Below are 22,655 nucleotides of genomic sequence, written 5' to 3'. Positions count from 1 at the left end.
TTTCTACAATTTTTGAAAGACACCAATTTTGCCTGCGGGAGGGAGTCCTTGCTCTGGTTGGGTCGGAGAGGTGCCCAAGAAAAAGCCTCTAAAATTTCCCAAAAACACATAAGCGTCTGGTTTTGGGACTGCTACGCAGCCCAACGCAGGGCAAGCCTGCTCGCCACAACAGCCCACCTGCCACAGACTTTGTGTTAACAGGTAGGGTAGATAGTTATGCTGCGATAAGGCCCTACCGGCCACCACCTTCCAACTGCCGCAACGCCGCCTTACGCTGCTCCACCGGCAACCCACCCAGCTTCTCCACCGCCGCAAAGAACTTCACCCAATCCCCGCCTTGCTGCGCAAACAACGCCGCAAACGCCGGCACCCACTGGTCATACAGCCCGAACGGCAATAACCGCGCATTGTTCATCGGCTGGTTGATCCACGCGTCATAACGCTTGTCACCGCCCCATTGGCTGTCGCGCATGTGCCGGTACTCACTGCGCAGGCGCTCGAACTCTGCCGCTTTGGCCTGGCGCATCACATCCGCCGCCAAGGGCTGTGCGTACAACGCCTCCAGGCGTTTGCGGGTATCGAGCACCAGTCGGATAAATTGGTCGCGCTGCTGCAACGCCGCATTGCTCAGCGGCGCCAAGCCCCGCGCCGCACGCCATTGACGGGTGCCTTCCTGCTCGACGAAGTTGGCATAGGACTCGTTGAACTCGGTGTCGTCCTTCACATAAAAGCGTTGGTGCGCCAGCTCGTGGAAGATCAGCGTGGCCAGGCGCTCATCCCCCCAATGCATCATCGAACTCATGATCGGGTCGTTGAACCAGCCCAGGGTGGAATAGGCTTCGACGCCGCCCATCGACACATCCATGCCTTGTTGCTGCAATAGCGCCGCTTCGCCGCGTGCTGCGCCCTGGCTGTAATAGCCGCGATAGGCCACGCACCCAGCGATAGGGAAGCAGTGGGTTTCAGGTGACAGGGAAAACTCCTGCGTGGCGAACACATTCCAGACCACATAAGGCCGGCCAATGTCGGCGTACAGGCGGTAACTCTGGTTGTCAGGCAGGTGCAGGTGCTCACTGGCAAAGGTGCGGGCCTGCTGCGATTGCATCAGGTGGTCGCGCAACGCCTGTGGGCGAGCAGGGTCGGCGATGACCTCGGCAACCGGCTCCCGAGCCCGCAGCAACTGCCATTGGCCGCTGGCCAACTGGCTGTAATAACTCACGCTGGAACAGCCGCTGAGCAGCAGCACCATCAACCCTGGAAGAAAACGCCTGACCATGCACCGACCGCTCCTGGGTTATTGGCCCGCCAGACTATCCTGCCTGCACGGAATTTTTCCATGCCGTGGCGTGTTTATACTGATACAGCGTCTGTTGCCACAGGCTGCCAGGTTGAATTCTTACCCACCGTTGAGTGCCCGCCATGCGCCAGCTCTTGCTCCCCGTCACCGCCTTGTTTCTCGGCGCCTGCGCTTCGACCCCAATCCCGCCGGTGGACCCGCACCAGGCCTGGATCGATTTCGCCACGCCGACACCCGGCGCCAAACTGGTGATGGCCCAGCGCCTGGACGGCAAGAACCTCAACGACGGGCGTTTCTTCCAGGTGCCACCCGGCAGCCATGAGCTGATGGTGCGCTTTGATTTCGAGGTGAACACCGGGACGGGCTTTGGCGGCCTGGACCAGACCCATGACCGAACCTGCTTCATGACCCTGCAATACGACAACTTCCAGGCAGGCCAACGCTATGTGCTGGAAGGGCGCTCGCTGGCCTTTACGCCCAACATCCGGCTGTACAACGCGGCGCGTCAGCTGTTGGCGGAGGAGCGCAGCGTTAATTGCATCTGATCAGTCGCTATTCTTCTGATAGATGATCCGCTTGGTGCCGTTTTCGCAGGAGCCGACGATCATGGCGCTGTCATGATTCTTGGCTTCTTCGGCGGTGATGATTTCCAGGGTGTAAGACGGAATCGCCTTGGCCTGGATCTTTACCTCGATCTCTTGCTTGAGCTCTTCACAATCTTTTGGCGCGGCCACGGCCGAAGTGGCCAATACACCGCAAATGATCGCCAAGGCAAAACGTTTCATGTGTGAAGCTCCCTGAATGCACTGCGCACGGGTGTGCGCCTAGGCTATTCGACCACATTTTGGAAACGCGAGTTCTGATTTAACGCACAACAAACTATGGGAACGGGCCTTTGTGGGAGCTGGCTTGCCTGCGATGGCAACGCCTCGATACAACTGGATAACCGAGGTGAACCTATCGCGGGCAAGCCCGGCTCCCACACAAGCCCGCTCCCACAGGGGATCTAGCTGTGTCAGTTAGACCAGCGTGGCATCCAGGCTGATTTTTGCGTTCAGCACTTTCGACACTGGGCAGCCTTCCTTCGCCTTTTTGCTCAGTTCCTCGAACTGCGCCTGGCTTGCGCCGGGGATCTTGGCTTTCAAGACCAAATGCACGGCGGTAATCGCAAAACCGCCATCCACCTGGTCCAGGGTCACTTCAGCCTGAGTGTCGATGCTGTCAGCCTTAAGGCCGGCATCGCCCAGAATCATGGAAAATGCCATGGAGAAACAGCCAGCGTGGGCCGCGCCGATCAACTCTTCAGGGTTGGTGCCCTTGCCGCCTTCGAAACGGGCCTTGAAGCCATAGGGTGCTTCGCGCAGCACGCCAGTTTCCGTGGAGATGGAACCCAGGCCCGTCTTCAGATCACCTTCCCAATGCGCGGATGCTTTTTTAACAATACTCATAGCTCTCTCCTCGAACGGTGGTTTTGCGTCAGTAAGGGTTCTGAGGATAGACGGCCCGGCAAAGTTCATCTTGTCGGAGAAACCTAGCGATTTAGTAGGAAATTTCGCAGTTGCTATTGAATCTCGGGTATATGCCCTCATTGCATAGAGCATGCACATGAAGCGGCAGGTTTTGGTTCGTCTATAAGCCTGCGCACCTAATGGAGAAGCAGGCTTATGAAATCGCTGTCCGACGTGAAGTTCTCGACCCTCGACCTCGTGCCCGTGCGCGCCAACGGCAGCATCGCGCAGTCATTGCGCAACTCGCTGGACCTGGCCCAGCACGTGGAAAAGTTCGGCTACAACCGTTTCTGGGTAGCTGAACACCATAATATGGACGGCATCGCCAGCTCGGCCACTTCGGTGCTGCTGGGTTATTTGGCCGGTGGCACCTCAACGATTCGCGTCGGCTCCGGCGGTGTGATGCTGCCCAACCACGCGCCGTTGGTGATTGCCGAGCAGTTCGGCACCCTGGAAAGCCTGTACCCCGGCCGTATCGACCTGGGCCTGGGCCGCGCCCCCGGTTCCGACCAGATGACCGCCCGCGCCCTGCGCCGTGAACGCTCCGGCAGCGCTGACGAGTTTCCGGAAGATGTGGCCGAACTGATGGCCTACCTGGGGCCACGCACGCCCGACCAACGGATCATCGCCGTACCCGGTACCGGCACCAACGTGCCGGTGTGGCTGCTCGGTTCCAGCCTGTTCAGCGCACAACTGGCCGGTGAGCGTGGTTTGCCCTACGCCTTCGCCTCCCATTTCGCACCCCGCTTGATGCACGAGGCGATTCGCGTGTACCGCAATCACTTCAAGCCTTCAGCCGTGCTGGACAAGCCCTACGTGATGCTTGGCATTCCCCTGGTGGCCGCCGATACCGACGAGCAGGCCGACTACCTGGCCACTTCCGTGTACCAACGCATCCTGGCGCTGATGCGCGGGCAAAGCCTGGTGCAACGTCCGCCGGTGAAAACCATGGACGGCCTGTGGCTGCCCCATGAAAAAGACGCGGTGGGCAGCTTCCTTGGCATGGCCATGGTCGGTAGCCCGGCGAAGATCCGTGCGAAGTTGGAAGTGTTGATCGAGCAAACCGGCGCCGATGAGCTGATCTTTACCAGCGACCTGTATGAGCATGCCGACCGGATTCATTCCTACGAGCTGCTGGCGCAGGTGATGAAGGGCTGATTACCCGCAGGCGAAAAAAACGACACACCTGTGGCTAGGGAGCTTGCTCCCGCTGGGCTGCGTAGCGGCCCCAAAAGAAAGGGAGCGCTGCGCACTCAGCGGGAGCAAGCTCCCTCGCCACAAGTGCGTCGTTTCATGTCTGCACGGGATTAACCGCGCTTGTAGACGATTTCCTTGGTGCCGCCTTCGCAACTGCCAATCACTTTGCCATCGGCCGCCGCGCCTTTGTCGACAACATCCAGCGAATAATGCTGAACACCTTTAGCGTCGAGCTTCGCCGCGAGTTCACCTTTCAGCTCTTCACAAGGCTTGCCCGCCGCCAGGGCAGTGCCCGCAATGCTCAACAAACCTACCGCTAACAGGAACTTCTTCATCCGTTACTTTCCTTGCGCTGATCGAAAAGTGCGTGCCGACGCTTATGGCGTCGGCACCCAATGGTTGTAGCGCAGGTTATGGCAATCGGCCAGTCAGCAAGTTCAACTCACGGGATCAACTACTGGCAATTCGGAATCCCACCTTGAGCGTGACCTGGAAGTGCGCGGCCTTGCCGTCCTTGATATGGCCGCGTGTTTCGGTCACTTCGAACCACTCCAGGTGCTTGATGCTCTTGTGCGCCTCAGCGATGGCGTTGTTGATGGCGTCTTCGATGCTGGTGGTCGAGGAGCCGACCAGTTCGACTTTCTTGTAGGTGTGATGATCAGACATAACGTTTCTCCTGAGGTCTCTAGTGAGCGTAGCAGTGAATCTTCGTACTGCTTCTGGCGACCAATGCCACTCGAAAGTTCAGATTTACTGCACTTTCTGAAAACCGTGGAGTCGGTATCTACACATGCCACTCAATCACTTCAGGAGAGTTCCACATGGCCAACACTTCTTTACGCAAAGCGTCGCTGGAAAGCATGGAAGCCGAGATTTCGAGCCTGCTCAAGTCCCTTGAGAGCCTCAAGGACGATGCGTCCGATGAGTCGCGCAAAACGCTGAAGGCCCTGAAAAGCAATGCCGAGAATGCCCTCAAGCACTCCCGCCACTTGATCAGCGATGCCTACGAAGAAAGCAAAGTCAAAATCCGCGAAACCAGCGCGGCAACCCGTGACTACGCACAAGAGCACCCATGGACTACCGCCGGCGTTGCCGTTGGCGCGCTGGGCCTGCTGGCGGCTTACCTGCTGTGCAAACGCGGTGACTAAACTGGCTGGCGCAACAGCTCAGCCTTGAGCCACTGCGCCAACTGACCCGCGCGCCCGTCTGCGGCGCGCTTGGGTAGCCACAACGCCAGGTGCGCCGGGGTTTCACTGAAACCCCACGGCGCCACCAGGCGACCCGCTCGCAGGTCCTCTGCCACCAGCGGTTCGGGCGCAATTGCCACACCCAAACCCGCCACCGCCGCCTCCAGCAAATAATACAAATGCTCAAAACCCTGGCCGTGCTTCAACGCGCCGGGCTCGATGTCATGTTGCTGCGCCCAGATGGGCCAGGCCTGCGGGCGCGAGGTGGTGTGTAACAAGGCTTCACCGCACAGGGCGTGGGGCGGCGCCTGGCGCAGGCGTTCGTAACCGGCGAAGCGCGGGCTCATTACCGGGCCAATGCGCTCGCTGGCCAACTCATACACCTGCATGTCCGCTGGCCATGGCGGCTCAGCAAAAACCAGCAGGGCATCCAGGCCGGGGCGCCGTGGGTCGAGGTCGCCGTCACCCGCCGACAGGTGCAGACGCAAGTCGGGCAAGTCTGCGTTCAAGCGGCCCAGGCGCGGAATCAGCCAGCGCGCCAGCAAGCTGCCCGAGCAGCCGAGCACAAAAGGCGCATCGGCGCTGGCCCGGGTCAGTTCGGCGCAAACATCCCTTAAACGCTCGAACGCTTCGGCACTGGCATCCCTGAGCCGAACGCCTGCATCTGTGAGTTTAAGGCCGCGCCCGTCTTTGGCGAACAGGCTGACACCCAAGTGCTCTTCCAACACCTTCAACTGGCGGCTGACCGCGCCATGGGTCACATGCAGTTGCTCGGCTGCCTGACTGACGCTGTTCAAGCGGGCGGTGGCCTCAAATGCACGCAAGGCATTGAGGGGCGGTAGGTCTCGGCTCATCTGTGAGTTTTCCTGACAGGTTATGGCGATCTTATCGGTTTTCAGCGTGGCACGTCAGGGGTAGAGTGGCCGTCATTGCCTCTCCTCACCTTCTTTCCTGGAGCGCCCCATGACTCAGTCCCAGACCGACCTTCGCAACGGCCCCGACGCCAACGGCCTGTTTGGCGCGTTCGGCGGCCGCTACGTCGCTGAAACCCTGATGCCGTTGATCCTCGACCTGGCCCGCGAATACGAAGCGGCCAAGATCGATCCGGCCTTTAACGAAGAATTGGCCTACTTCCAACGCGACTACGTCGGGCGCCCAAGCCCGCTGTACTTCGCCGAGCGCCTGACCGAGTTCTGTGGCGGCGCCAAGATCTACCTCAAGCGCGAAGAGCTCAACCACACCGGCGCGCACAAGATCAACAACTGCATCGGCCAGATCCTGCTGGCGCGGCGCATGGGCAAAAAACGCATCATCGCCGAGACCGGCGCGGGCATGCACGGCGTGGCCACCGCCACCGTGGCGGCGCGCTTTGGCCTCGATTGCGTGATCTATATGGGCACCACCGACATCGAGCGCCAGCAGGCCAACGTGTTCCGTATGAAGCTGCTGGGCGCAGAAGTGATCCCGGTGGTCGCCGGCACCGGCACCCTTAAAGACGCGATGAACGAAGCCCTGCGTGACTGGGTGACCAACGTCGACAGCACCTTCTACCTGATCGGCACCGTGGCCGGCCCCCACCCGTACCCGGCGATGGTGCGCGATTTCCAGGCCGTGATCGGCAAGGAAACCCGCGACCAGCTGCAAGCCCAGGAAGGCCGCCTGCCGGACAGCCTGGTGGCATGCATCGGCGGTGGTTCCAACGCCATGGGCCTGTTCCACCCGTTCCTGGATGACACCAGCGTCGAAATCATCGGCGTTGAAGCCGCCGGCCACGGCATCGAAACCGGCAAGCACGCCGCCAGCCTCAACGGTGGTGTACCGGGCGTGCTGCACGGCAACCGCACCTTCCTGTTGCAGGACGACGACGGCCAGATCATCGACGCCCACTCGATTTCCGCCGGCCTCGACTACCCAGGTATCGGCCCTGAACACGCCTGGTTGCATGATATCGGCCGTGTTCAGTACACCTCGGTGACCGACGACGAAGCCCTCGAAGCCTTCCACAAATGCTGCCGCCTGGAAGGGATTATTCCTGCACTGGAAAGCGCCCATGCCCTGGCTGAAGTGTTCAAGCGCGCACCGACCTTGCCGAAAGATCACCTGATGGTGGTCAACCTGTCCGGCCGTGGCGACAAAGACATGCAGACCGTAATGCACCATATGGAACACTCTCAACAAGAGCAGTCAAAGCAGGAGAAACACTGATGAGCCGCCTGCAAACCCGTTTTGCGCAACTGAAAGAACAAAACCGCGCCGCCCTGGTGACTTTCGTCACCGCCGGCGACCCGGGTTATGACACCTCGCTGGCGATCCTCAAGGGCTTGCCCGCCGCCGGTGCCGACGTGATCGAGCTGGGCATGCCCTTCACCGACCCGATGGCCGACGGCCCGGCGATTCAACTGGCCAACATCCGTGCGCTGGAAGCCAAACAGAACCTGCTGAAAACCCTGCAGATGGTTCGCGAGTTCCGCAAAGACAACCAGGACACGCCACTGGTGCTGATGGGTTACTTCAACCCGATCCACAAATACGGCGTGCCCACGTTTATCGCTGACGCCAAAGAAGCCGGTGTCGACGGCCTGATCGTGGTCGACATGCCACCTGAGCATAACGGCGAGCTGTGCGACCCGGCCCAGGCGGCAGGCATCGATTTTATCCGCCTGACCACGCCGACCACCGATGACGTGCGCCTGCCAACCGTGCTTAACGGCAGCTCAGGCTTTGTGTATTACGTGTCGGTGGCCGGTGTGACCGGTGCCGGCGCCGCCACCCTGGAACACGTCGAGGAAGCGGTAACGCGCCTGCGTCGGCATACCGACCTGCCGATCAGCATCGGCTTTGGTATTCGCACACCGGAACAAGCCGCCGCTATCGCCCGTCTGGCAGACGGTGTGGTGGTCGGTTCGGCGCTGATCGATCACATCGCCACTGCGAAAAATGATCAGCAAGCAATTGATGGCGTATTGGGCCTCTGCGCGGCGCTGTCCGAAGGTGTCCGTAACGCCCGTACGTAAGCGGCGTGTAGCAATGGGTAAAGTTCCTGATACAGAGGAATCATCCGGGCAATCCAGTACCTAAACTGACAAGACCAAGGGATTTCGAGCCTCGTTCGAAATCCCTTTTTTGTTCGTGCAGTACTGAGGAAAGCCCCCATGAAAATGCCTAAACGCTTGATCGCAGGTCTTGGCGTGTTGATGCTCGGCGCAAGTGCCCTGGCGCAGGCCGCGCCGCCCGACCAACGCGGCGATGGCCCAGGCCGTGGCGGCCCGCAAGGCCAGTACGAGCAACGCGGCGACGACCATCGCGGCCCGCAGGATAACCGTCGTGGCCCGCCACAGGACTTCGGCCCCGTGCGCCAGGTGATCCGTGACAACCACAACGACTTCCGCCGTGGCGCGCCACCACCTCCTGGCGTGCGCCTGGTGCGGGGCCAACCGCTGCCACGCAACTACTACGGCGAACGCCTCGACAACCGCGCCTTGGCCCATCTGCCGCAATACCCAGGGTATGAATGGCGTCGTTCCGGCGGCGATATCGTGTTGATCGCCATCGGCACCAGCATCGTCTATCAAATCCTGGATGGCGCCCTCTACTAGCCCAGCAAAGCTTTTGTGGCGGGCGAGCTGTTGTGGCGAGCGGGATTGCCCCGCGTTGGGGTGCGAAGCGCCCCTAAAACCAGACAACGCGGTTTCATCAGGAAAAAACGCAGTGGCCTTATTGGGGCTGCTGCGCTGCCCAACGCGGGGCAAGCCCGCTCGCCACAACAAGCCCGCTCGCCACAGGGTTTCGGTCCACTCAAACAATGGATTTACAGCTCGATGCGCTCGACCTTGCCCACCAGCAACACGTAGGACAGCGCCCCCAGCAATGCCAGCACCGCGATATAGGTAATCGCTGGCGCAAACGAATCCCCACTGGCCAGAAAGCCAATCACTATCGGCGTGGTAATCGCCGACAAGTTACCGATGAAGTTAAACACCCCACCCGTCAACCCCAACAACCGCGCCGGCGCCAGGGTCGACACCAATGACCAGGTGATCGATGCCAGGCCATTGCCAAAGAACGCCAGCGCCAGAAACGCAATCACCCAGGCCGTCGAGTCCACATAGTTGGCGCCGATGATCGCCGTGGAAATCAGCAACCCACCAATGATCGGCAGCTTGCGCGCAAACCCTACCGACGTACCCCGGCGAATCAGCCAATCAGAAAAAACCCCAGAACACAGCACGCCGATAAACGCAGCGAGGAATGGCAGCGAGGCCAGCAGGCCGGACTTGATGAAGTCCATGCCGCGATATTTCACCAGGTAGGTCGGGAACCACGTCAGAAAAAACCACAGCGTCGAGTTCAGGCAGAACTGCCCCAGGTAGATGCCCCACAGCTTGCGCTTGCTCAGCACTATCCCGAGGTCGACCCAACTGAACGGCGCCTTGACCGCTTTCGCCTGCATATCCACCAGGCCGCCGCCCTCGCGGATCAGCTCGATTTCTGCCGCGTTGGCGCCTTTGAAATCTTTCGGCTCGCGGTACACCGCGTACCAGATCAACGCCCACAGGATGCCGACGCCACCGGTGGCGACAAACACCATGTGCCAGCCAAACGCGTGTTGCAGCCAGGCCAGCACCGGCGTGAGGAACGCCAGCCCGACAAACTGCCCGGAGGTGTAAACGCCAATCGCGGTGGCACGCTCACGCTCGGGGAACCAAGTGGTGACCACGCGGCTGTTAATCGGATAGGCCGGTGCTTCCAGGGCGCCGACGGCCATGCGCAGCACAAACAGCGCGATAAAGCTGGCCGCAAACCCCAGCATTACCGTGGCGATAGACCACAACAGCAGGGCAGCCGTGTAGAGAATGCGCGGCGGCACGCGGTCCACCAGCCAGCCGCCGGGAATCTGCATGGCGGCGTAGGTCCAGCCGAACGCGGAGAAGATCAGCCCGACATGCACCGGGTCGATCCCCAGTTCGCTGGTCAGTGCCGGGGCGGCAATCGACAGGTTGCTGCGGTCGAGGTAGTTGATCACCACGGTGATAAACAGCAGCACCATGATGAAGAAACGCTTTCTGCTAGGCGTGACGAGAGAAGCCTGCCCGGTGAAGGATTCAGGGTGCATGGGGTTGCCTCTTCTTATGTTTATTGAGGACGGGGCGCGGTCATTGTGGGAGCTGGCTTGCCTGCGATGGCGGTGCATCAGCTAACTGATCTGGCACAGGCGGACCGCTATCGCAGGCAAGCCAGCTCCCACAGTTGATCCGGTTCCTTCAGTAAGCAATCACCACTCGGCAAAGCTGCCGTCGGCATGCCGCCAGATCGGGTTACGCCAGCGGTGGCCGATGGCGGCGCGTTCGATCACGTATTCCTCGTTGATCTCAATGCCCAGGCCCGGCCCGTTGGGGATCTTCACGAAGCCTTTGTCATAGTCGAACACGCCTGGATCGCGCACGTAATCGAGCAGGTCGTTGCTCTCGTTGTAGTGAATACCCAGGCTTTGCTCCTGAATAAACGCGTTGTAGCAAACCGCGTCCAATTGCAGGCACGCCGCCAGGGCAATCGGACCCAGCGGGCAGTGCAGGGCCAGGGCCACGTCGTAGGCTTCGGCCATGTTGGCGATCTTGCGGGTTTCGGTGATGCCGCCAGCGTGGGACGCGTCCGGTTGGATGATGTCGACATAACCGTCGCTGAGCACACGCTTGAAGTCCCAACGGGAAAACAGCCGCTCGCCCAGGGCAATCGGCGTACTGGTCAACGGCGCCAGTTCTTTGAGCGCTTCGTAGTTTTCGCTGAGCACCGGCTCTTCGATAAACATCAGCTTGTACGGGTCCAGCTCTTTCATCAGCACCTTGGCCATGGGCTTGTGCACGCGGCCATGGAAGTCGACGCCGATGCCGACGTTAGGCCCGACCGCATCGCGCACGGCGGCAACGTTGGCCAATGCCAGGTCGACTTTCTCGAAGCTGTCGACGAACTGCAATTCTTCGGTGCCATTCATTTTCACGGCGGTGAAGCCACGGGCCACGGCCTCTTTGGCGGCACGGGCGGTGTCGGCGGGGCGGTCGCCGCCGATCCAGGAATACACGCGGATCTTGTCACGCACCTGGCCACCCAACAGGTCGCTGACCGACACGCCGAGCGCCTTGCCCTTGATGTCCCACAGCGCCTGGTCGATACCGGCGAGGGCACTCATGTGCACCGCGCCGCCACGGTAAAAGCCGCCGCGATAGAGCACGGTCCAGATATCTTCGATATTGCGTGGGTCTTTGCCGATCAAATAGTCGGAAAGTTCTTCAACGGCGGCGGCCACGGTGTGGGCGCGGCCCTCCACCACAGGCTCACCCCAACCGGTCACGCCCTGGTCGGTCTCGACCTTGAGGAAGCACCAGCGCGGCGGGACGATAAAGGTGGTCAGTTTGGTGATTTTCATCTTCTTATCTCTCTTATCGATGCAGCGCCAGGGGCGCAAACCTTGAGTTCAGTTAAGCGCGTTCCAGGCCGCGACATAGGCCTGGGCATTGCTCGCCACTTGGTCCACCGACATGCCCGGTTTGAACAACCCGGAACCCAGGCCAAAGCCCTTGGCGCCAGCGTCGAAATACACCTGCATGTTGCCTGGGGTCACGCCGCCCACCGGCAGCAGTAAGGTGCCGGTCGGCAATACCGCCAGCCACGCCTTGATCACCGCCGGGCCCATTTGCTCGGCCGGGAACAGCTTCAAAACATCTGCGCCTTCGGCCAGCGCGGCGAAGGCTTCGGTCGGCGTCGCCACACCCGGCGACAGGAACAGCCCCGCCGCTTTGGCGGCACGCAATACCTTGGCATCGCTGTGGGGCATGACAATCACTTGGCCGCCGGCGGCTTTGACCTGCTCAACCTGTTCCGGGGTCAACACGGTGCCCGCGCCGATCAGGCAATCGGCGGGCAAGGTGTCGCGCAGGGTGCGGATGCTGGTGTAAGGGTCCGGCGAATTCAGTGGCACTTCGATCACGCGAAAACCGGCCTCATAGAGCACCTGGCCAATCGCCTGCGCTTCATCCGGTCGCACGCCGCGCAAAATTGCGATCAAACCGTTGTGTGCGAGTGCTTGCTTGAGCATGTCAGGCCTCCTGTACAGGTTGAGTGAGCCCAGCAGCGACGGCCAACTGCCACAGGCCGCGCGCGGTGGCTTCCTGCGCGAGGCTGACGTGGGCGAAGCCGCAGAGGGCAAGGGCGCGTTGGTAGCGGGCGCAGAGGTCGGCAGCGCCGACCAGGACGATAGGCTTGTGGTTGGCCTGCTGCGGCAAGCCGGCGAGTTCGTGGCCAATCAGCAGGCCGGACAGATAATCGGGCTGCTCGTCTGGCGCCAGTTCGCCGGTCAACCCCAGGGTACGAGCGCTGAACAAGGTCGACAGCACGCCGCGCTGGCCGTCGTTTGACAGCGCCACGTGGACGCCACGATCAAACGCCGCGACCTGGAATTTTTCGGACTGTTGCTGGGTACGCCCGAGAATGCTGTGTTTACTGAGTACCGCAAACAGCTCGCCGGTCATGAACGTGTCGAAGTGGGTGATGCAGCCTTCAACCACCTCGACCCATTTGGAATGGCTGCCCGGCAGGCCGATCAACACGTCGGCGCCCAGGCCTTGCAGCACACCCAGCACTTGAGTTTCTTCGCCACGCATCACATTGGGCAAGCCGACCCGCTCGATCACACCCGGCACAATATGCACCTGCACCCCGCGCAGGCTGCGCACAGGGTGCAAGGCCTGGCCGAGGCTGGCGACGTCGACGGGCGTTTGCCGATAGGCCGCTTCGCTCCAGCCTTGGGCGCTGCCGACCATGCCGCAGGCAATCACAGGCAGGCCGGGCTGCGCGTCGAGCCAGTCGCCGCAGGCCGCATCGAACGCCAACTCAAAGCCGTCACTGCACAGCACGCCAGCAATGACCCGGGGTTCGCTGGGCAGGTGCATGATGCCGAACGCCAACGCGCGCTGTTCGAGCACACAGCCAGCCGGGCCGAGTTTGTAAGCACGAAGGGAGCTGGTCCCCCAGTCGAGCGCGATCAATTGCGCCTGCATCGCTTCACCTGAAATGAGTGGGTGCTGAAAAAGCTGATGGGCGAATATAAACCTATGACTGGCGATATCTCAATATATAAATAACGGTCCCATATATTGGGTTTTTGTAATAAAAATCCCATCGCCTTTGCTCAGGGTGATGGGATCAGGTGCAGCAGTGGTTAAAAAATAGACAGGTTCAGCTCACGCATCGCGCCCATCCAGATCGCGTAATCGGTGTGATCTTTCAGGTCATCACCGGTATCCGGGTGCAGGAACACCACCAACCCATCGCGATGCAGCGCCAGCCAGGGCAACACCACGCCGATGTATTCCGGCTCGAATGCCAGCTGGCAGCTCCAGTCCGGGTGGGGGCCGACCGGCTTTTCGTGTACACGGCCCATGCTCAGCGGGAACAGCGTGGCTGCGTCCTCGCAGAGCTTGCGCGCCTGGTCGATGGTGCTGGCGTCGAAGTAGATATGGGCGTGGTAGCCCTTGATACGTTGCATGGCGAAATCCGGATCCAATATGCGCCGATCCTAGACCGCAATCGACGGCAGGGCCAGCCCGGTCAACGACTGCGCGCTGCTGGCTTGCTCGGCCACCAGCCAATCGACAAAGCGCTCGACCAATTGCCCCCGGCGTTTGCGCTGGGGCTGCACCACGTAATAACCGAAGCGCGAGATCACCGTGTCATTGATCGGCCGGCACAGCCAGTTCTGTTCCAGCAGGTTATCCACCAAGTGCCGCCAACCGATGGCCACGCCCTGCCCGGCAATCGCCGCCTGGATCAGCAGGGTGTAATTGTCGAAGCGCAATTGCCCAGGCGTGGGCGCCGTGGTGATGCCTAACTCACGAAACACGCCGCTCCAGTCGAACCACTGGCTGTTGTTTTCCTGGCGCAGGTGCAGCAGCGGGTAATCGTGCAGATTTTGCACCGTCAGTGGCGTGGATTGAGCCTTGAGCCACTGCGGGCTGCACACCGGAAACACTTCCTCGTTGAACAGCCACAAGCTCTCGCCCTGCTTGAAACGACCATCGCCAAACAACACCGCCACGTCGATATCGCTGCGCAAAGTCGCGTGGTTGCGTTCGCTGGTCACCAGGCTCACATCCACCTGCGGGTTGGCCTGGTGAAAGCGATGCAGGCGCGGCATCAACCAGTAGGCGGCGAAAGCGAAGTCGGTGGCCACTTGCAGCACTTCGTGCTGGTCCTGCTGGGTGATTGCGCTGAGGCCCTGGTTGATGGTTTGCATACCGCCTTGCACATGCTCGAAGAGCAGCGCGCCCGCATCCGTCAGTTCGATGCCTCGGTAGATGCGATCGAACAGGCGGATCGCCAGTTGCTCTTCAAGGCGCTTGATCTGCTGGCTGATGGCCGGCTGCGTAGTGCCCAACTCCATCGCGGCGGCGGTAAAGCTGCGATGGCGCGCCGCGGCTTCAAAGGCACGCAGCAGGTCGAGGGACAGATCACCGAGGGCTTCATACATAAGCTGTGCTTATCCTAGACATTGCTTTCCATGGGCTTTACCCCATTTTCCATGGGCTGCATGCTCATTCGCATAAACACCGCCTATGGAATGCCGATAGATCATGAAGCGCAAGAACATTCTTTTCATCATGGCCGATCAAATGGCCGCGCCGATGCTGCCGTTCTACGGACCTTCCCCGATCAAGTTGCCGAACCTGAGCCGCCTGGCTGCACAGGGCGTGGTGTTTGACGCCGCCTACTGCAATAGCCCGCTGTGCGCGCCTTCGCGTTTCACCCTGGTCAGCGGCCAGTTGCCGAGCAAGATTGGCGCCTACGACAACGCCGCCGATTTCCCCGCCGATGTACCCACTTATGCCCACTACCTGCGCCGCCTCGGTTACCGCACGGCACTGTCGGGCAAGATGCATTTCTGCGGGCCAGATCAGTTGCACGGCTATGAAGAACGCCTGACCAGCGACATCTACCCAGCCGACTATGGCTGGGCGGTGAACTGGGATGAACCGGACGTGCGTCCCACCTGGTACCACAACATGTCGTCGGTGCTGCAAGCCGGGCCGTGCGTGCGCACCAATCAGCTGGATTTCGACGAAGAGGTGGTGTTCAAGGCCCAGCAGTATCTGTTTGACCATATCCGTGAAGACGGCAACCAGCCGTTCTGCCTCACCGTGTCGATGACGCACCCACACGACCCGTACACCATTCCCAAGCCGTTCTGGGACCTGTACGACGACAACGACATCCCAATGCCGGCAACCCCCGCGCAAGGCGATCTCGACCCGCACTCCCAGCGCCTGCTCAAGGTTTACGACCTGTGGGGCAAGCCGCTGCCTGTGGACAAGATCCGCGATGCGCGCCGCGCGTATTTCGGCGCGTGCAGCTATATCGACAGCAACGTCGGCAAACTCCTGCAAACCCTGGAAGACACCGGCCTGGCCGACGACACGATCATCATCTTCTCCGGCGACCACGGCGACATGCTTGGCGAGCGTGGCCTCTGGTACAAAATGCACTGGTTTGAAATGGCCGCCCGCGTACCGCTGCTGGTGAGTGCGCCAGGCCAGTTTGCGGCGGGCCGCGTGAGCAACGCCGTGTCCACCGCCGACCTGCTGCCCACCCTGGTGGAACTGGCCGGCGGCGAGTTGGACCCGCGCCTGGCGCTGGACGGCCGCTCGCTGGTCCCGCACCTGCAAGAGCAGGGCGGGCACGACGAAGTGTTTGGCGAATACATGGCCGAAGGCACCATCAGCCCACTGATGATGATTCGGCGCGGCGCCTACAAATTCATCTACAGCGAAGACGACCCTTGTCTACTGTTCGATGTACACAACGACCCGCATGAACGGGAAGACCTCAGCCAGTCACCGGAACACCGGCCACTGTTCGAGGCGTTTTTGAATGAGGCGCGGGCCAAATGGGACATCCCGGCGATCCACCAGCAGGTGCTCGCCAGCCAACGCCGTCGCCGCCTGGTGTTCGAGGCACTGACCCAAGGCAAGCTGAAGAGCTGGGATCACCAGCCACTGGTGGACGCCAGTCAGCAATACATGCGCAACCATATCGACCTCGACGACCTGGAGCGCAAGGCACGTTATCCACAACCCTGCCAAAACCAATAAATAGACAGAGGGAAGGCCATGCAAAAGTTGACCGTGGTACTGAGTATGTTGGTGCTGGGCAGCGCCAATGTGTACGCAGACGCTAGCTGCGAAACGGTAAAAATGGCCGATCCAGGCTGGAGCGATATCGCCGCCACCAATGCCATCACCGGTTTCCTGTTGAACGGCATGGGCTACAAGGCCAAGGTCGACACCCTGGCGGTGCCGATCACGTTTGGCGGGCTCAAGGATGGCCAGGTGGATGTGTTCCTGGGCAACTGGATGCCGGCGCAGCAGGGTTTCTACGACAAGTTCGTGGCCAATGGCGATGTGGTGCAACTGGCGAAAAACCTCGACGGCACCGAATTCACCCTCGCCGTGCCGGACTATGTGTGGGACGCCGGTGTGCATGATTTTGCCGACCTGAACAAATTTGCCGACAAGTTCGACAAGAAGATCTACGGCATTGGCTCCGGCGCGCCGGCGAACATCTCGCTGCAGGAGATCATCAAGAAGAATGACTTCGACCTGGGCCAGTGGAAGCTGATCGAGTCGAGCGAGCAGGCGATGCTGGCCGAAGTGTCGCGGGCGGTGAAAAAGCAGAAGTTCGTGACCTTCCTCGGCTGGACGCCGCACCCGATGAACGTGCAGTTGAAAATGCATTACCTCAAAGGCGGCGAGAAATATTTTGGTGACACCGGCAGCGTGTATACCTTGACCCGCAAGGGTTATGCCCAGGCCTGCCCGAACGTAGGAAAATTGCTGACCAACCTGAGTTTTACCCAGGAGATGGAGAACAGCATCATGGCCCAGGTGGCCAACAATAAAGTCAGCAATGCCGACGCGGCAAAAGCGTGGATCAAAGCCAACCCGGCGGTACTGGACACATGGCTGGATGGCGTAAAAACCCTCGACGGTAAAGACGCACTGTCTGCCGTAAAAGCCAAACTCTAAGGGCCGCCGCGCATCCCTGTGGGAGCTGGCTTGCCTGCTCCCACAGAGACTTAGGTGTACTGATACTCTGAGCTAAACCTTTCTACCGAGTCTGCGATGCCCCGGCCCAACCGCCACACTCTCTTCCCCTTCCTTGGCTGGCTGCCGCGCCAAACCCGCGCCAGCGTCGGCCGGGACGCGATTGTCGGGCTCAGCGGCGCCGTGCTCGCCTTGCCGCAGTCCATTGCCTACGCGCTGATCGCCGGGCTCCCACCCGAATACGGCCTGTATGCCGCCATCATCCCCGTCTTGATCGCCTGCCTGTGGGGCTCCTCCTGGCACCTGATCTGCGGCCCGACGGCGGCGATTTCCGTCGTCCTGTACGCCAGCGTCAGTCCGCTGGCCGTGCCTGGCTCGCAGGACTACATCACGCTGATCCTGTTGCTCACATTCCTCGCCGGTGTGTTCCAGTGGCTGCTGGGCATGCTGCGCTTCGGCGCGCTGGTGAATTTCGTCTCGCATTCGGTGGTGCTGGGTTTCACTCTGGGCGCTGCCGTGGTGATTGCCTTGGGGCAATTGCCCAACTTGCTGGGGCTGGATTTGCCCAGCCAGGCCACGGCGATCAATAGCTTGCTGGCACTGGTGGACCATGCCGGTGAATGGGACCACGCCTCACTGGCGCTGGGCCTGGGCACCTTGCTGGTGGGCGCGCTGCTCAAATACCTGGTCCCGCGTTGGCCAACACTGTTGATTGCCCTGACACTTGGCAGCCTGGTGGCGTGGCTTTGGCCGGCGATGTTCGGGCATGTGGCGCGGGTGAGTTCGTTTATCGGCAAACTGCCACCGTTCAGCCCGCTGCCGATGGACCTGGATATACTTCTGCGCCTGCTGCCCAGCGCCGTGGCGGTGGGCATGCTTGGGCTGGTCACCAGCCTGTCGATTGCGCGCTCGTTGTCGGCGCGTTCACAGCAATTGCTCGACGCCAATCAGGAAGTCCGTGCGCAGGGTTTATCCAATATCGTCGGCGGCTTTTTCTCCGGGTACTTGTCGGCCGGCTCCTTCACCCGCTCCGGCCTCAGCTATGAAGCAGGCGCCTGCTCGCCGTTGGCGGGCGTGTTTTCCGCGCTCTGGGTGGCATTGTTTGCGTTATTTGGCGCGGCCTTGATCGCGCACATCCCGATCCCGAGCATGGCCGCAAGCATCCTGCTGATTTGCTGGGGCCTGGTGGATCATCGTGGCATTCGCGCGCTGTTCCGCGTCAGCCGCGCCGAGTTTGTGGTGATGAGCCTGACCGGCGTCGCGACCTTGCTGCTGGAGCTGCAAACGGCGATTTACGCGGGCGTGCTGGCATCGTTGTTTTTCTACCTCAAACGCACCTCACAGCCGCGGGTTCAGCAATGGCGCGACGGTGATGAGGATGTGTTGCGGGTAGGCGGTTCGATCTTCTTCGGCGCCAGCCATTACCTGCAAGTGCGGCTGCAAAGCCTGCAGGGCGAGCGGGTGGTGATCGAGGCGCAGCAAATTAACTTTATCGACTATTCCGGGGTGGAGATGCTGCACCAGGAGGCGCGGCGGTTGGCGGGTATGGGGCGTAGCCTGACGTTGCGCCGGGCGCGGCCGCAAGTCGTCGAGGAACTGAAAAAGCTGGAAGGGGCCGATAAATGCCCCATCCATTTTGAAGAATAAACACGGTTAAAACTGTGGGAGCTGGCTTGCCTGCGATGGCGGTGAATCAGCCAGCACATCTGTATCTGATACACCGCCATCGCAGGCAAGCCAGCTCCCACATTTTGACCGTGTTCACATTCAGATTTATGCCGCAGCCAACTGCCGTCGCAACTCAGCCAACACCGGCGCCGACTGCGGGCGCACGCCGCGCCACAGGAAGAAGGCTTCTGCTGCCTGCTCCACCAACATGCCCAAACCATCCATCGCCACCGCCGCGCCTTGCTCAGCAGCCCAGCGACAGAACGCTGTTGGCTCCTTGGCGTACATCATGTCGTAGCAAAAGGTCTTGCCCGGTTCGATCAGGCTGCCGGCAATCGGCGGTACATCGCCTGACAGGCTGGCAGACGTGGCATTGATGATCACGTCCACCGGCTCACGCAGCCAATCGAAACCGCTGGCCGACACCGGCCCCAAATCGTCGAACAGCTCGGCAAGCAGTTCGGCTTTTTCAACGGTGCGGTTGGCGATGATCAGCGACGCAGGTTGCTCAGCCAGTAATGGCTCCAACGCCCCGCGTACGGCGCCACCGGCGCCCAGCAGCAGGATGCGTTTGCCTTGCAGGCTAAGCCCGGCGTTCACCGTGAGGTCGCGCACCAGGCCGGCGCCGTCGGTGTTGTCGCCCAGCAAGGTGCCGTCGGCAAGCTTGCTCAGGGTGTTCACAGCGCCTGCGCGCTGGGCGCGTTCGGTCAAGCTGTTGGCCAGGCGGTAGGCGTCTTCCTTGAACGGCACGGTGACGTTGGCGCCACGGCCTTGTGCAAAGAACTCACGGGCACAGCCGGTGAAATCCTCCAGCGGCGCGAGCAGGGTGCTGTAGTCCAGTTGCTCACCGGTCTGCTCGGCGAACATGCGGTGAATCAACGGCGACTTGCTGTGGCCAATGGGGTTGCCGAACACCACATAACGGTCCATCAGACAGCCGCCTTGGGCGCAGCAAGGCCCAACCAGTCGCGGTCTTGCAGGTAGTAATCAGTGAGGCGCGCTTCTTCGCTGTCGGCTTCGGCTTTCCAGTCGTAGCTCCAGCGTACTTGCGGCGGCAGCGACATCAGGATCGACTCGGTACGCCCGCCCGATTGCAGGCCGAACAGGGTGCCCCGGTCGTAGACCAGGTTGAATTCGACGTAGCGGCCACGACGGAATTCCTGGAATTGGCGCTGCTGCTCGGTGTAAGCCATGGCCTTGCGACGCTGCACGATCGGCAGGTAGGCGTCGATGTAGGCATCGCCGATGGCACGGATGAAGGCGAAGCAGGTGTCAAAGCCCCACTCGTTCAAGTCATCGAAGAACAGGCCGCCGATGCCGCGCGGTTCGTTGCGGTGCTTGATATGGAAGTAGGTGTCGCACCAGGCCTTGTAGCGCGAATACACATCCGCGCCAAACGGCGCACAGGCCTGCTCGGCCACGCGATGCCAGTGGATGCAGTCTTCTTCATTGCCGTAGTAGGGCGTGAGGTCGAAGCCGCCACCGAACCACCACACCGGCTCTTCGCCGTCTTTTTCGGCGATGAAAAAGCGCACGTTGGCGTGGGACGTCGGCACATGCGGGTTGTGCGGGTGGATCACCAGCGACACGCCGAGGGCTTCAAAGCCACGCCCAGCCAGTTCCGGGCGATGCGCGCTGGCGGACGGTGGCAGGCCACTGCCGAAGACGTGGGAAAAGTTGACGCCGCCTTTTTCGATCACCGAACCGTTTTCGATCACACGGGTGCGACCGCCGCCGCCGGCAGGCCGGGTCCAGGCGTCTTCGATAAAGCGAGTGTCCGTCTCGAAGGTTTCCAGGGCACTGCAAATGCGGTCTTGCAGGTCAAGCAGGTAGGCCTTTACAGCCTCGGTGCGGGTAGTCATGGCATCACCTTGAATCGGGCAAAGCTACGCGAGGCCATTGGGCGTCGGCGGCAAATGGGCGCACAGGATACCACTGCACCCGACCGCGCCGCAGTTGACGAAGATCAAGCTTAGGAGTGGGATAGGGGGCTACGCGATTCGACCTCAGGAGAAGTGCAGATGGCCAAACGTATCCAGTTCAGCGCCCATGGTGGCCCCGAAGTGCTTGAGTATGTGGACTACACCCCGGCAGAACCTGGGCCACAGCAGGTTCGTGTACGGAACGAGGCCATCGGCCTGAACTTCATCGACACCTATTTCCGCAGCGGCCTGTATGCGCCGCCAGCCTTGCCATCGGGCCTTGGCGCAGAAGGCGCTGGCGTGGTGGATGCGGTTGGCAGCGAGGTCACGCAGTTCAAGGTCGGTGACCGCGTGGCCTACGGCAGTGGCCCACTGGGTGCGTACAGCCAACTGCATGTGTTGCCTGCCGCCAACCTGGTGCACTTGCCCGACGCTATCAGCTTCGAACAGGCGGCTGGCGCGATGCTCAAGGGCCTGACCGTGCAGTACCTGCTGCGTCAGACCTACGAGTTGAAGGGTGGCGAAACCATTCTGTTCCACGCCGCTGCCGGTGGCGTGGGCTCCCTGGCCTGCCAATGGGCCAAGGCGCTGGGCGTGAAGCTGATCGGCACGGTGAGCTCACCGGAAAAAGCCGCACTGGCCAAATCCCTCGGCGCCTGGGAAACCATCGACTACAGCAAGGAAAACGTCGCACAGCGCGTGCTGGAATTGACCGACGGCAAAAAAGTCCCGGTGGTGTACGACGGCGTTGGCAAAGATACCTGGCTGACCTCGCTGGACAGCGTGGCGCCACGGGGTTTAGTGGTGAGTTTCGGCAATGCGTCGGGCGCGGTGGATGGCGTGAACCTGGGGATTCTGGCGGCGAAGGGCTCGTTGTATGTCACTCGGCCGACACTGGCGACTTACGCCAGCAACCCGAAAGACTTGCAGGCGATGGCCGATGATCTGTTCTCGATGATCAAGAGCGGCAAGGTGCGTATTGATATCAACCAGCGGTTTGCGCTGGCGGATGCGGCGAAGGCGCAGACGGAGTTGTCGGGGCGCAGGACGACCGGGTCGACCATTTTGCTGCCATAAGTCTCTAAGATCTTCCGCGTTTGTAAGGGCCCCATCGCGGGCAAGCCCGCTCCCACATTTGGAATGCACTCCCCTGTGGGAGCCGGGCTTGCCCGCGATGGCCGCGCCTCGGTCTCAAGACGGCCGCACTACCTCACCCGTCGCCAAATCGCGAATCAGGCTGGGGTTCTTGCGCCCACCCAGGGCACCACCCAGCACCAAATCCACTTGGCCACGGAAATACTGCTCCACGCGAATGCGCGTACGCGCCGCCGGGCGGCCTTGCGGGTTGGCTGAGGTAGAGATCAACGGCCCCACCTGCGCGCATAAATCCCTAACCAACGGATGATCGCTGACCCGCAGCGCCACGGTGTCATGCACACCGGTCACCCATTCCGGCAACATGCCCTGATGCGGCACCAGCCAGGTATTCGGCCCCGGCCAGGTGCTGGCCATGCGGTCGATCCAGGTGTCCGGGAAGTCTTCAAACAGAAAATCGAACTGACGGATATTGTCCGCCACCAGGATCAGCCCCTTGTCGACCGAGCGATTCTTGATCGCCAGCAGCCGGTCCACCGCGTCTTCATTCCACGGGTCGCAGCCCAGGCCCCAGACCGCTTCGGTCGGATAGGCAATCACCGCGCCTGCGCGAATTTCTCGTGCGGCTTCCAGCACACGCCACCTGTTGACCATTGCTCACTCTCCGGACTAAAGCTCTGGGCAGTTTACCG

The 22,655-nt window shown here is 61.1% G+C and carries 25 protein-coding genes; 10 read left to right on the top strand and 15 right to left on the bottom strand.

Going from position 1 to position 22,655, the window contains the following annotated elements; all coding sequences use genetic code 11:
* Positions 1-232: 232 nt before the first annotated feature.
* Positions 233-1,276, bottom strand: coding sequence for an aminopeptidase (locus GIW48_RS03115; protein ID WP_169987946.1), 1,044 nt, complete (start codon positions 1,274-1,276; stop codon positions 233-235).
* A 143-nt stretch (positions 1,277-1,419) separates the two neighbouring features.
* On the opposite strand from GIW48_RS03115, the gene GIW48_RS03110 reads away from it, so the two are divergent.
* Complete coding sequence (locus tag GIW48_RS03110) at positions 1,420-1,842, top strand: PA0061/PA0062 family lipoprotein (RefSeq protein WP_236461772.1); 423 nt, start codon at positions 1,420-1,422, stop codon at positions 1,840-1,842.
* Here the strand turns inward: GIW48_RS03110 and GIW48_RS03105 are convergent, their stop codons facing one another.
* On the bottom strand, positions 1,843-2,082 hold the full coding sequence (locus GIW48_RS03105; protein WP_017137918.1) for a DUF1161 domain-containing protein: 240 nt from the start codon (positions 2,080-2,082) through the stop codon (positions 1,843-1,845).
* A gap of 234 nt (positions 2,083-2,316) precedes the next feature.
* Positions 2,317-2,745 carry an OsmC family protein gene (locus tag GIW48_RS03100; RefSeq protein ID WP_017137919.1) on the bottom strand — a complete coding sequence of 143 codons (429 nt, stop codon included), beginning with the start codon at positions 2,743-2,745 and terminating at the stop codon, positions 2,317-2,319.
* Positions 2,746-2,961: 216 nt separating this feature from the next.
* Between GIW48_RS03100 and GIW48_RS03095 the strand changes: the two genes are divergently transcribed.
* A complete protein-coding gene (locus GIW48_RS03095; protein ID WP_236461770.1) occupies positions 2,962-3,963 on the top strand; it encodes an LLM class flavin-dependent oxidoreductase in 1,002 nt (333 codons plus the stop codon).
* Between the two features lie 149 nt (positions 3,964-4,112).
* On the opposite strand, the gene GIW48_RS03090 is transcribed toward GIW48_RS03095, so the two are convergent.
* Positions 4,113-4,337 carry a DUF1161 domain-containing protein gene (locus GIW48_RS03090; protein WP_017137921.1) on the bottom strand — a complete coding sequence of 75 codons (225 nt, stop codon included), beginning with the start codon at positions 4,335-4,337 and terminating at the stop codon, positions 4,113-4,115.
* Positions 4,338-4,452: 115 nt separating this feature from the next.
* Positions 4,453-4,668, bottom strand: a complete 216-nt coding sequence (locus GIW48_RS03085) for a dodecin (RefSeq protein ID WP_016969657.1) — start codon at positions 4,666-4,668, stop codon at positions 4,453-4,455.
* Positions 4,669-4,823: 155 nt separating this feature from the next.
* On the opposite strand from GIW48_RS03085, the gene GIW48_RS03080 reads away from it, so the two are divergent.
* The gene (locus tag GIW48_RS03080) at positions 4,824-5,150 is read left to right on the top strand and encodes a DUF883 family protein (protein WP_003187304.1); all 327 of its coding nucleotides are present in this window, start codon (positions 4,824-4,826) and stop codon (positions 5,148-5,150) included.
* Here the strand turns inward: GIW48_RS03080 and GIW48_RS03075 are convergent.
* A complete protein-coding gene (locus GIW48_RS03075; RefSeq protein ID WP_138452952.1) occupies positions 5,147-6,043 on the bottom strand; it encodes a LysR family transcriptional regulator in 897 nt (298 codons plus the stop codon). The genes GIW48_RS03080 and GIW48_RS03075 overlap by 4 nt on opposite strands.
* 109 nt (positions 6,044-6,152) lie before the next feature.
* Between GIW48_RS03075 and trpB the strand changes: the two genes are divergently transcribed.
* The 3 genes from trpB (at position 6,153) to GIW48_RS03060 (ending at position 8,785) form a co-directional block, all read left to right on the top strand.
* Positions 6,153-7,394 carry a tryptophan synthase subunit beta gene (gene trpB, locus GIW48_RS03070; RefSeq protein ID WP_058420548.1) on the top strand — a complete coding sequence of 414 codons (1,242 nt, stop codon included), beginning with the start codon at positions 6,153-6,155 and terminating at the stop codon, positions 7,392-7,394.
* Positions 7,394-8,203 (top strand): tryptophan synthase subunit alpha, encoded by an 810-nt coding sequence (trpA, locus tag GIW48_RS03065; RefSeq protein ID WP_236461767.1) that lies wholly within the window; start codon positions 7,394-7,396, stop codon positions 8,201-8,203. The genes trpB and trpA overlap by 1 nt, the downstream gene beginning before the upstream one ends.
* A 138-nt stretch (positions 8,204-8,341) precedes the next feature.
* Positions 8,342-8,785 (top strand): anti-virulence regulator CigR family protein, encoded by a 444-nt coding sequence (locus GIW48_RS03060; protein ID WP_017137925.1) that lies wholly within the window; start codon positions 8,342-8,344, stop codon positions 8,783-8,785.
* 212 nt (positions 8,786-8,997) lie between these two features.
* On the opposite strand, the gene GIW48_RS03055 is transcribed toward GIW48_RS03060, so the two are convergent.
* The 6 genes from GIW48_RS03055 to GIW48_RS03030 all read right to left on the bottom strand — a co-directional run bounded on the left by GIW48_RS03055 (position 8,998) and on the right by GIW48_RS03030 (position 14,709).
* Positions 8,998-10,302: an MFS transporter gene (locus GIW48_RS03055; RefSeq protein ID WP_236461764.1), complete on the bottom strand. Its 1,305-nt coding sequence runs from the start codon at positions 10,300-10,302 to the stop codon at positions 8,998-9,000.
* 159 nt (positions 10,303-10,461) lie between these two features.
* Complete coding sequence (dgoD, locus tag GIW48_RS03050; RefSeq protein ID WP_236461762.1) at positions 10,462-11,610, bottom strand: galactonate dehydratase; 1,149 nt, start codon at positions 11,608-11,610, stop codon at positions 10,462-10,464.
* A gap of 48 nt (positions 11,611-11,658) precedes the next feature.
* Positions 11,659-12,279, bottom strand: a complete 621-nt coding sequence (locus GIW48_RS03045) for a 2-dehydro-3-deoxy-6-phosphogalactonate aldolase (protein WP_236461758.1) — start codon at positions 12,277-12,279, stop codon at positions 11,659-11,661.
* Position 12,280: 1 nt separating this feature from the next.
* The gene (locus tag GIW48_RS03040) at positions 12,281-13,240 is read right to left on the bottom strand and encodes a 2-dehydro-3-deoxygalactonokinase (RefSeq protein WP_017137929.1); all 960 of its coding nucleotides are present in this window, start codon (positions 13,238-13,240) and stop codon (positions 12,281-12,283) included.
* A 161-nt stretch (positions 13,241-13,401) separates the two neighbouring features.
* Positions 13,402-13,728 (bottom strand): DOPA 4,5-dioxygenase family protein, encoded by a 327-nt coding sequence (locus tag GIW48_RS03035; RefSeq protein WP_099550184.1) that lies wholly within the window; start codon positions 13,726-13,728, stop codon positions 13,402-13,404.
* A 30-nt stretch (positions 13,729-13,758) separates the two neighbouring features.
* Positions 13,759-14,709, bottom strand: a complete 951-nt coding sequence (locus tag GIW48_RS03030) for a choline sulfate utilization transcriptional regulator (protein WP_236461754.1) — start codon at positions 14,707-14,709, stop codon at positions 13,759-13,761.
* A gap of 103 nt (positions 14,710-14,812) precedes the next feature.
* Between GIW48_RS03030 and betC the strand changes: the two genes are divergently transcribed.
* The 3 genes from betC to GIW48_RS03015 all read left to right on the top strand — a co-directional run bounded on the left by betC (position 14,813) and on the right by GIW48_RS03015 (position 18,925).
* Complete coding sequence (betC, locus tag GIW48_RS03025; RefSeq protein ID WP_236461750.1) at positions 14,813-16,327, top strand: choline-sulfatase; 1,515 nt, start codon at positions 14,813-14,815, stop codon at positions 16,325-16,327.
* 18 nt (positions 16,328-16,345) lie between these two features.
* Positions 16,346-17,260, top strand: coding sequence for a choline ABC transporter substrate-binding protein (gene choX, locus GIW48_RS03020; protein WP_138453765.1), 915 nt, complete (start codon positions 16,346-16,348; stop codon positions 17,258-17,260).
* A 96-nt stretch (positions 17,261-17,356) separates the two neighbouring features.
* Positions 17,357-18,925, top strand: coding sequence for a SulP family inorganic anion transporter (locus tag GIW48_RS03015; protein WP_236461747.1), 1,569 nt, complete (start codon positions 17,357-17,359; stop codon positions 18,923-18,925).
* Between the two features lie 126 nt (positions 18,926-19,051).
* Here GIW48_RS03015 and aroE read toward each other — a convergent pair whose 3' ends face one another.
* Both aroE and hemF read right to left on the bottom strand, forming a co-directional pair.
* On the bottom strand, positions 19,052-19,876 hold the full coding sequence (gene aroE / locus GIW48_RS03010; RefSeq protein ID WP_236445639.1) for a shikimate dehydrogenase: 825 nt from the start codon (positions 19,874-19,876) through the stop codon (positions 19,052-19,054).
* Positions 19,876-20,808 carry an oxygen-dependent coproporphyrinogen oxidase gene (hemF, locus tag GIW48_RS03005; RefSeq protein WP_017135151.1) on the bottom strand — a complete coding sequence of 311 codons (933 nt, stop codon included), beginning with the start codon at positions 20,806-20,808 and terminating at the stop codon, positions 19,876-19,878. Before hemF ends, aroE begins: the two co-directional genes overlap by 1 nt.
* A 159-nt stretch (positions 20,809-20,967) precedes the next feature.
* Between hemF and GIW48_RS03000 the strand changes: the two genes are divergently transcribed.
* Positions 20,968-21,945 carry an NADPH:quinone reductase gene (locus GIW48_RS03000; RefSeq protein ID WP_017135150.1) on the top strand — a complete coding sequence of 326 codons (978 nt, stop codon included), beginning with the start codon at positions 20,968-20,970 and terminating at the stop codon, positions 21,943-21,945.
* Positions 21,946-22,059: 114 nt separating this feature from the next.
* Here GIW48_RS03000 and GIW48_RS02995 read toward each other — a convergent pair whose 3' ends face one another.
* Entirely contained in the window at positions 22,060-22,617 is a 558-nt protein-coding gene (locus GIW48_RS02995; RefSeq protein ID WP_017135149.1) for an L-threonylcarbamoyladenylate synthase, read from the bottom strand.
* Positions 22,618-22,655: the final 38 nt, after the last annotated feature.

This window comes from Pseudomonas sp. PA-6-3C (assembly GCF_021605825.1).
In the GTDB taxonomy this organism is placed as follows: Bacteria; Pseudomonadota; Gammaproteobacteria; order Pseudomonadales; family Pseudomonadaceae; genus Aquipseudomonas; species Aquipseudomonas edaphica.
The sequence above is the reverse complement of the archived record's forward strand: the minus strand, read 5'-3'. Positions and strand labels throughout refer to the sequence as shown.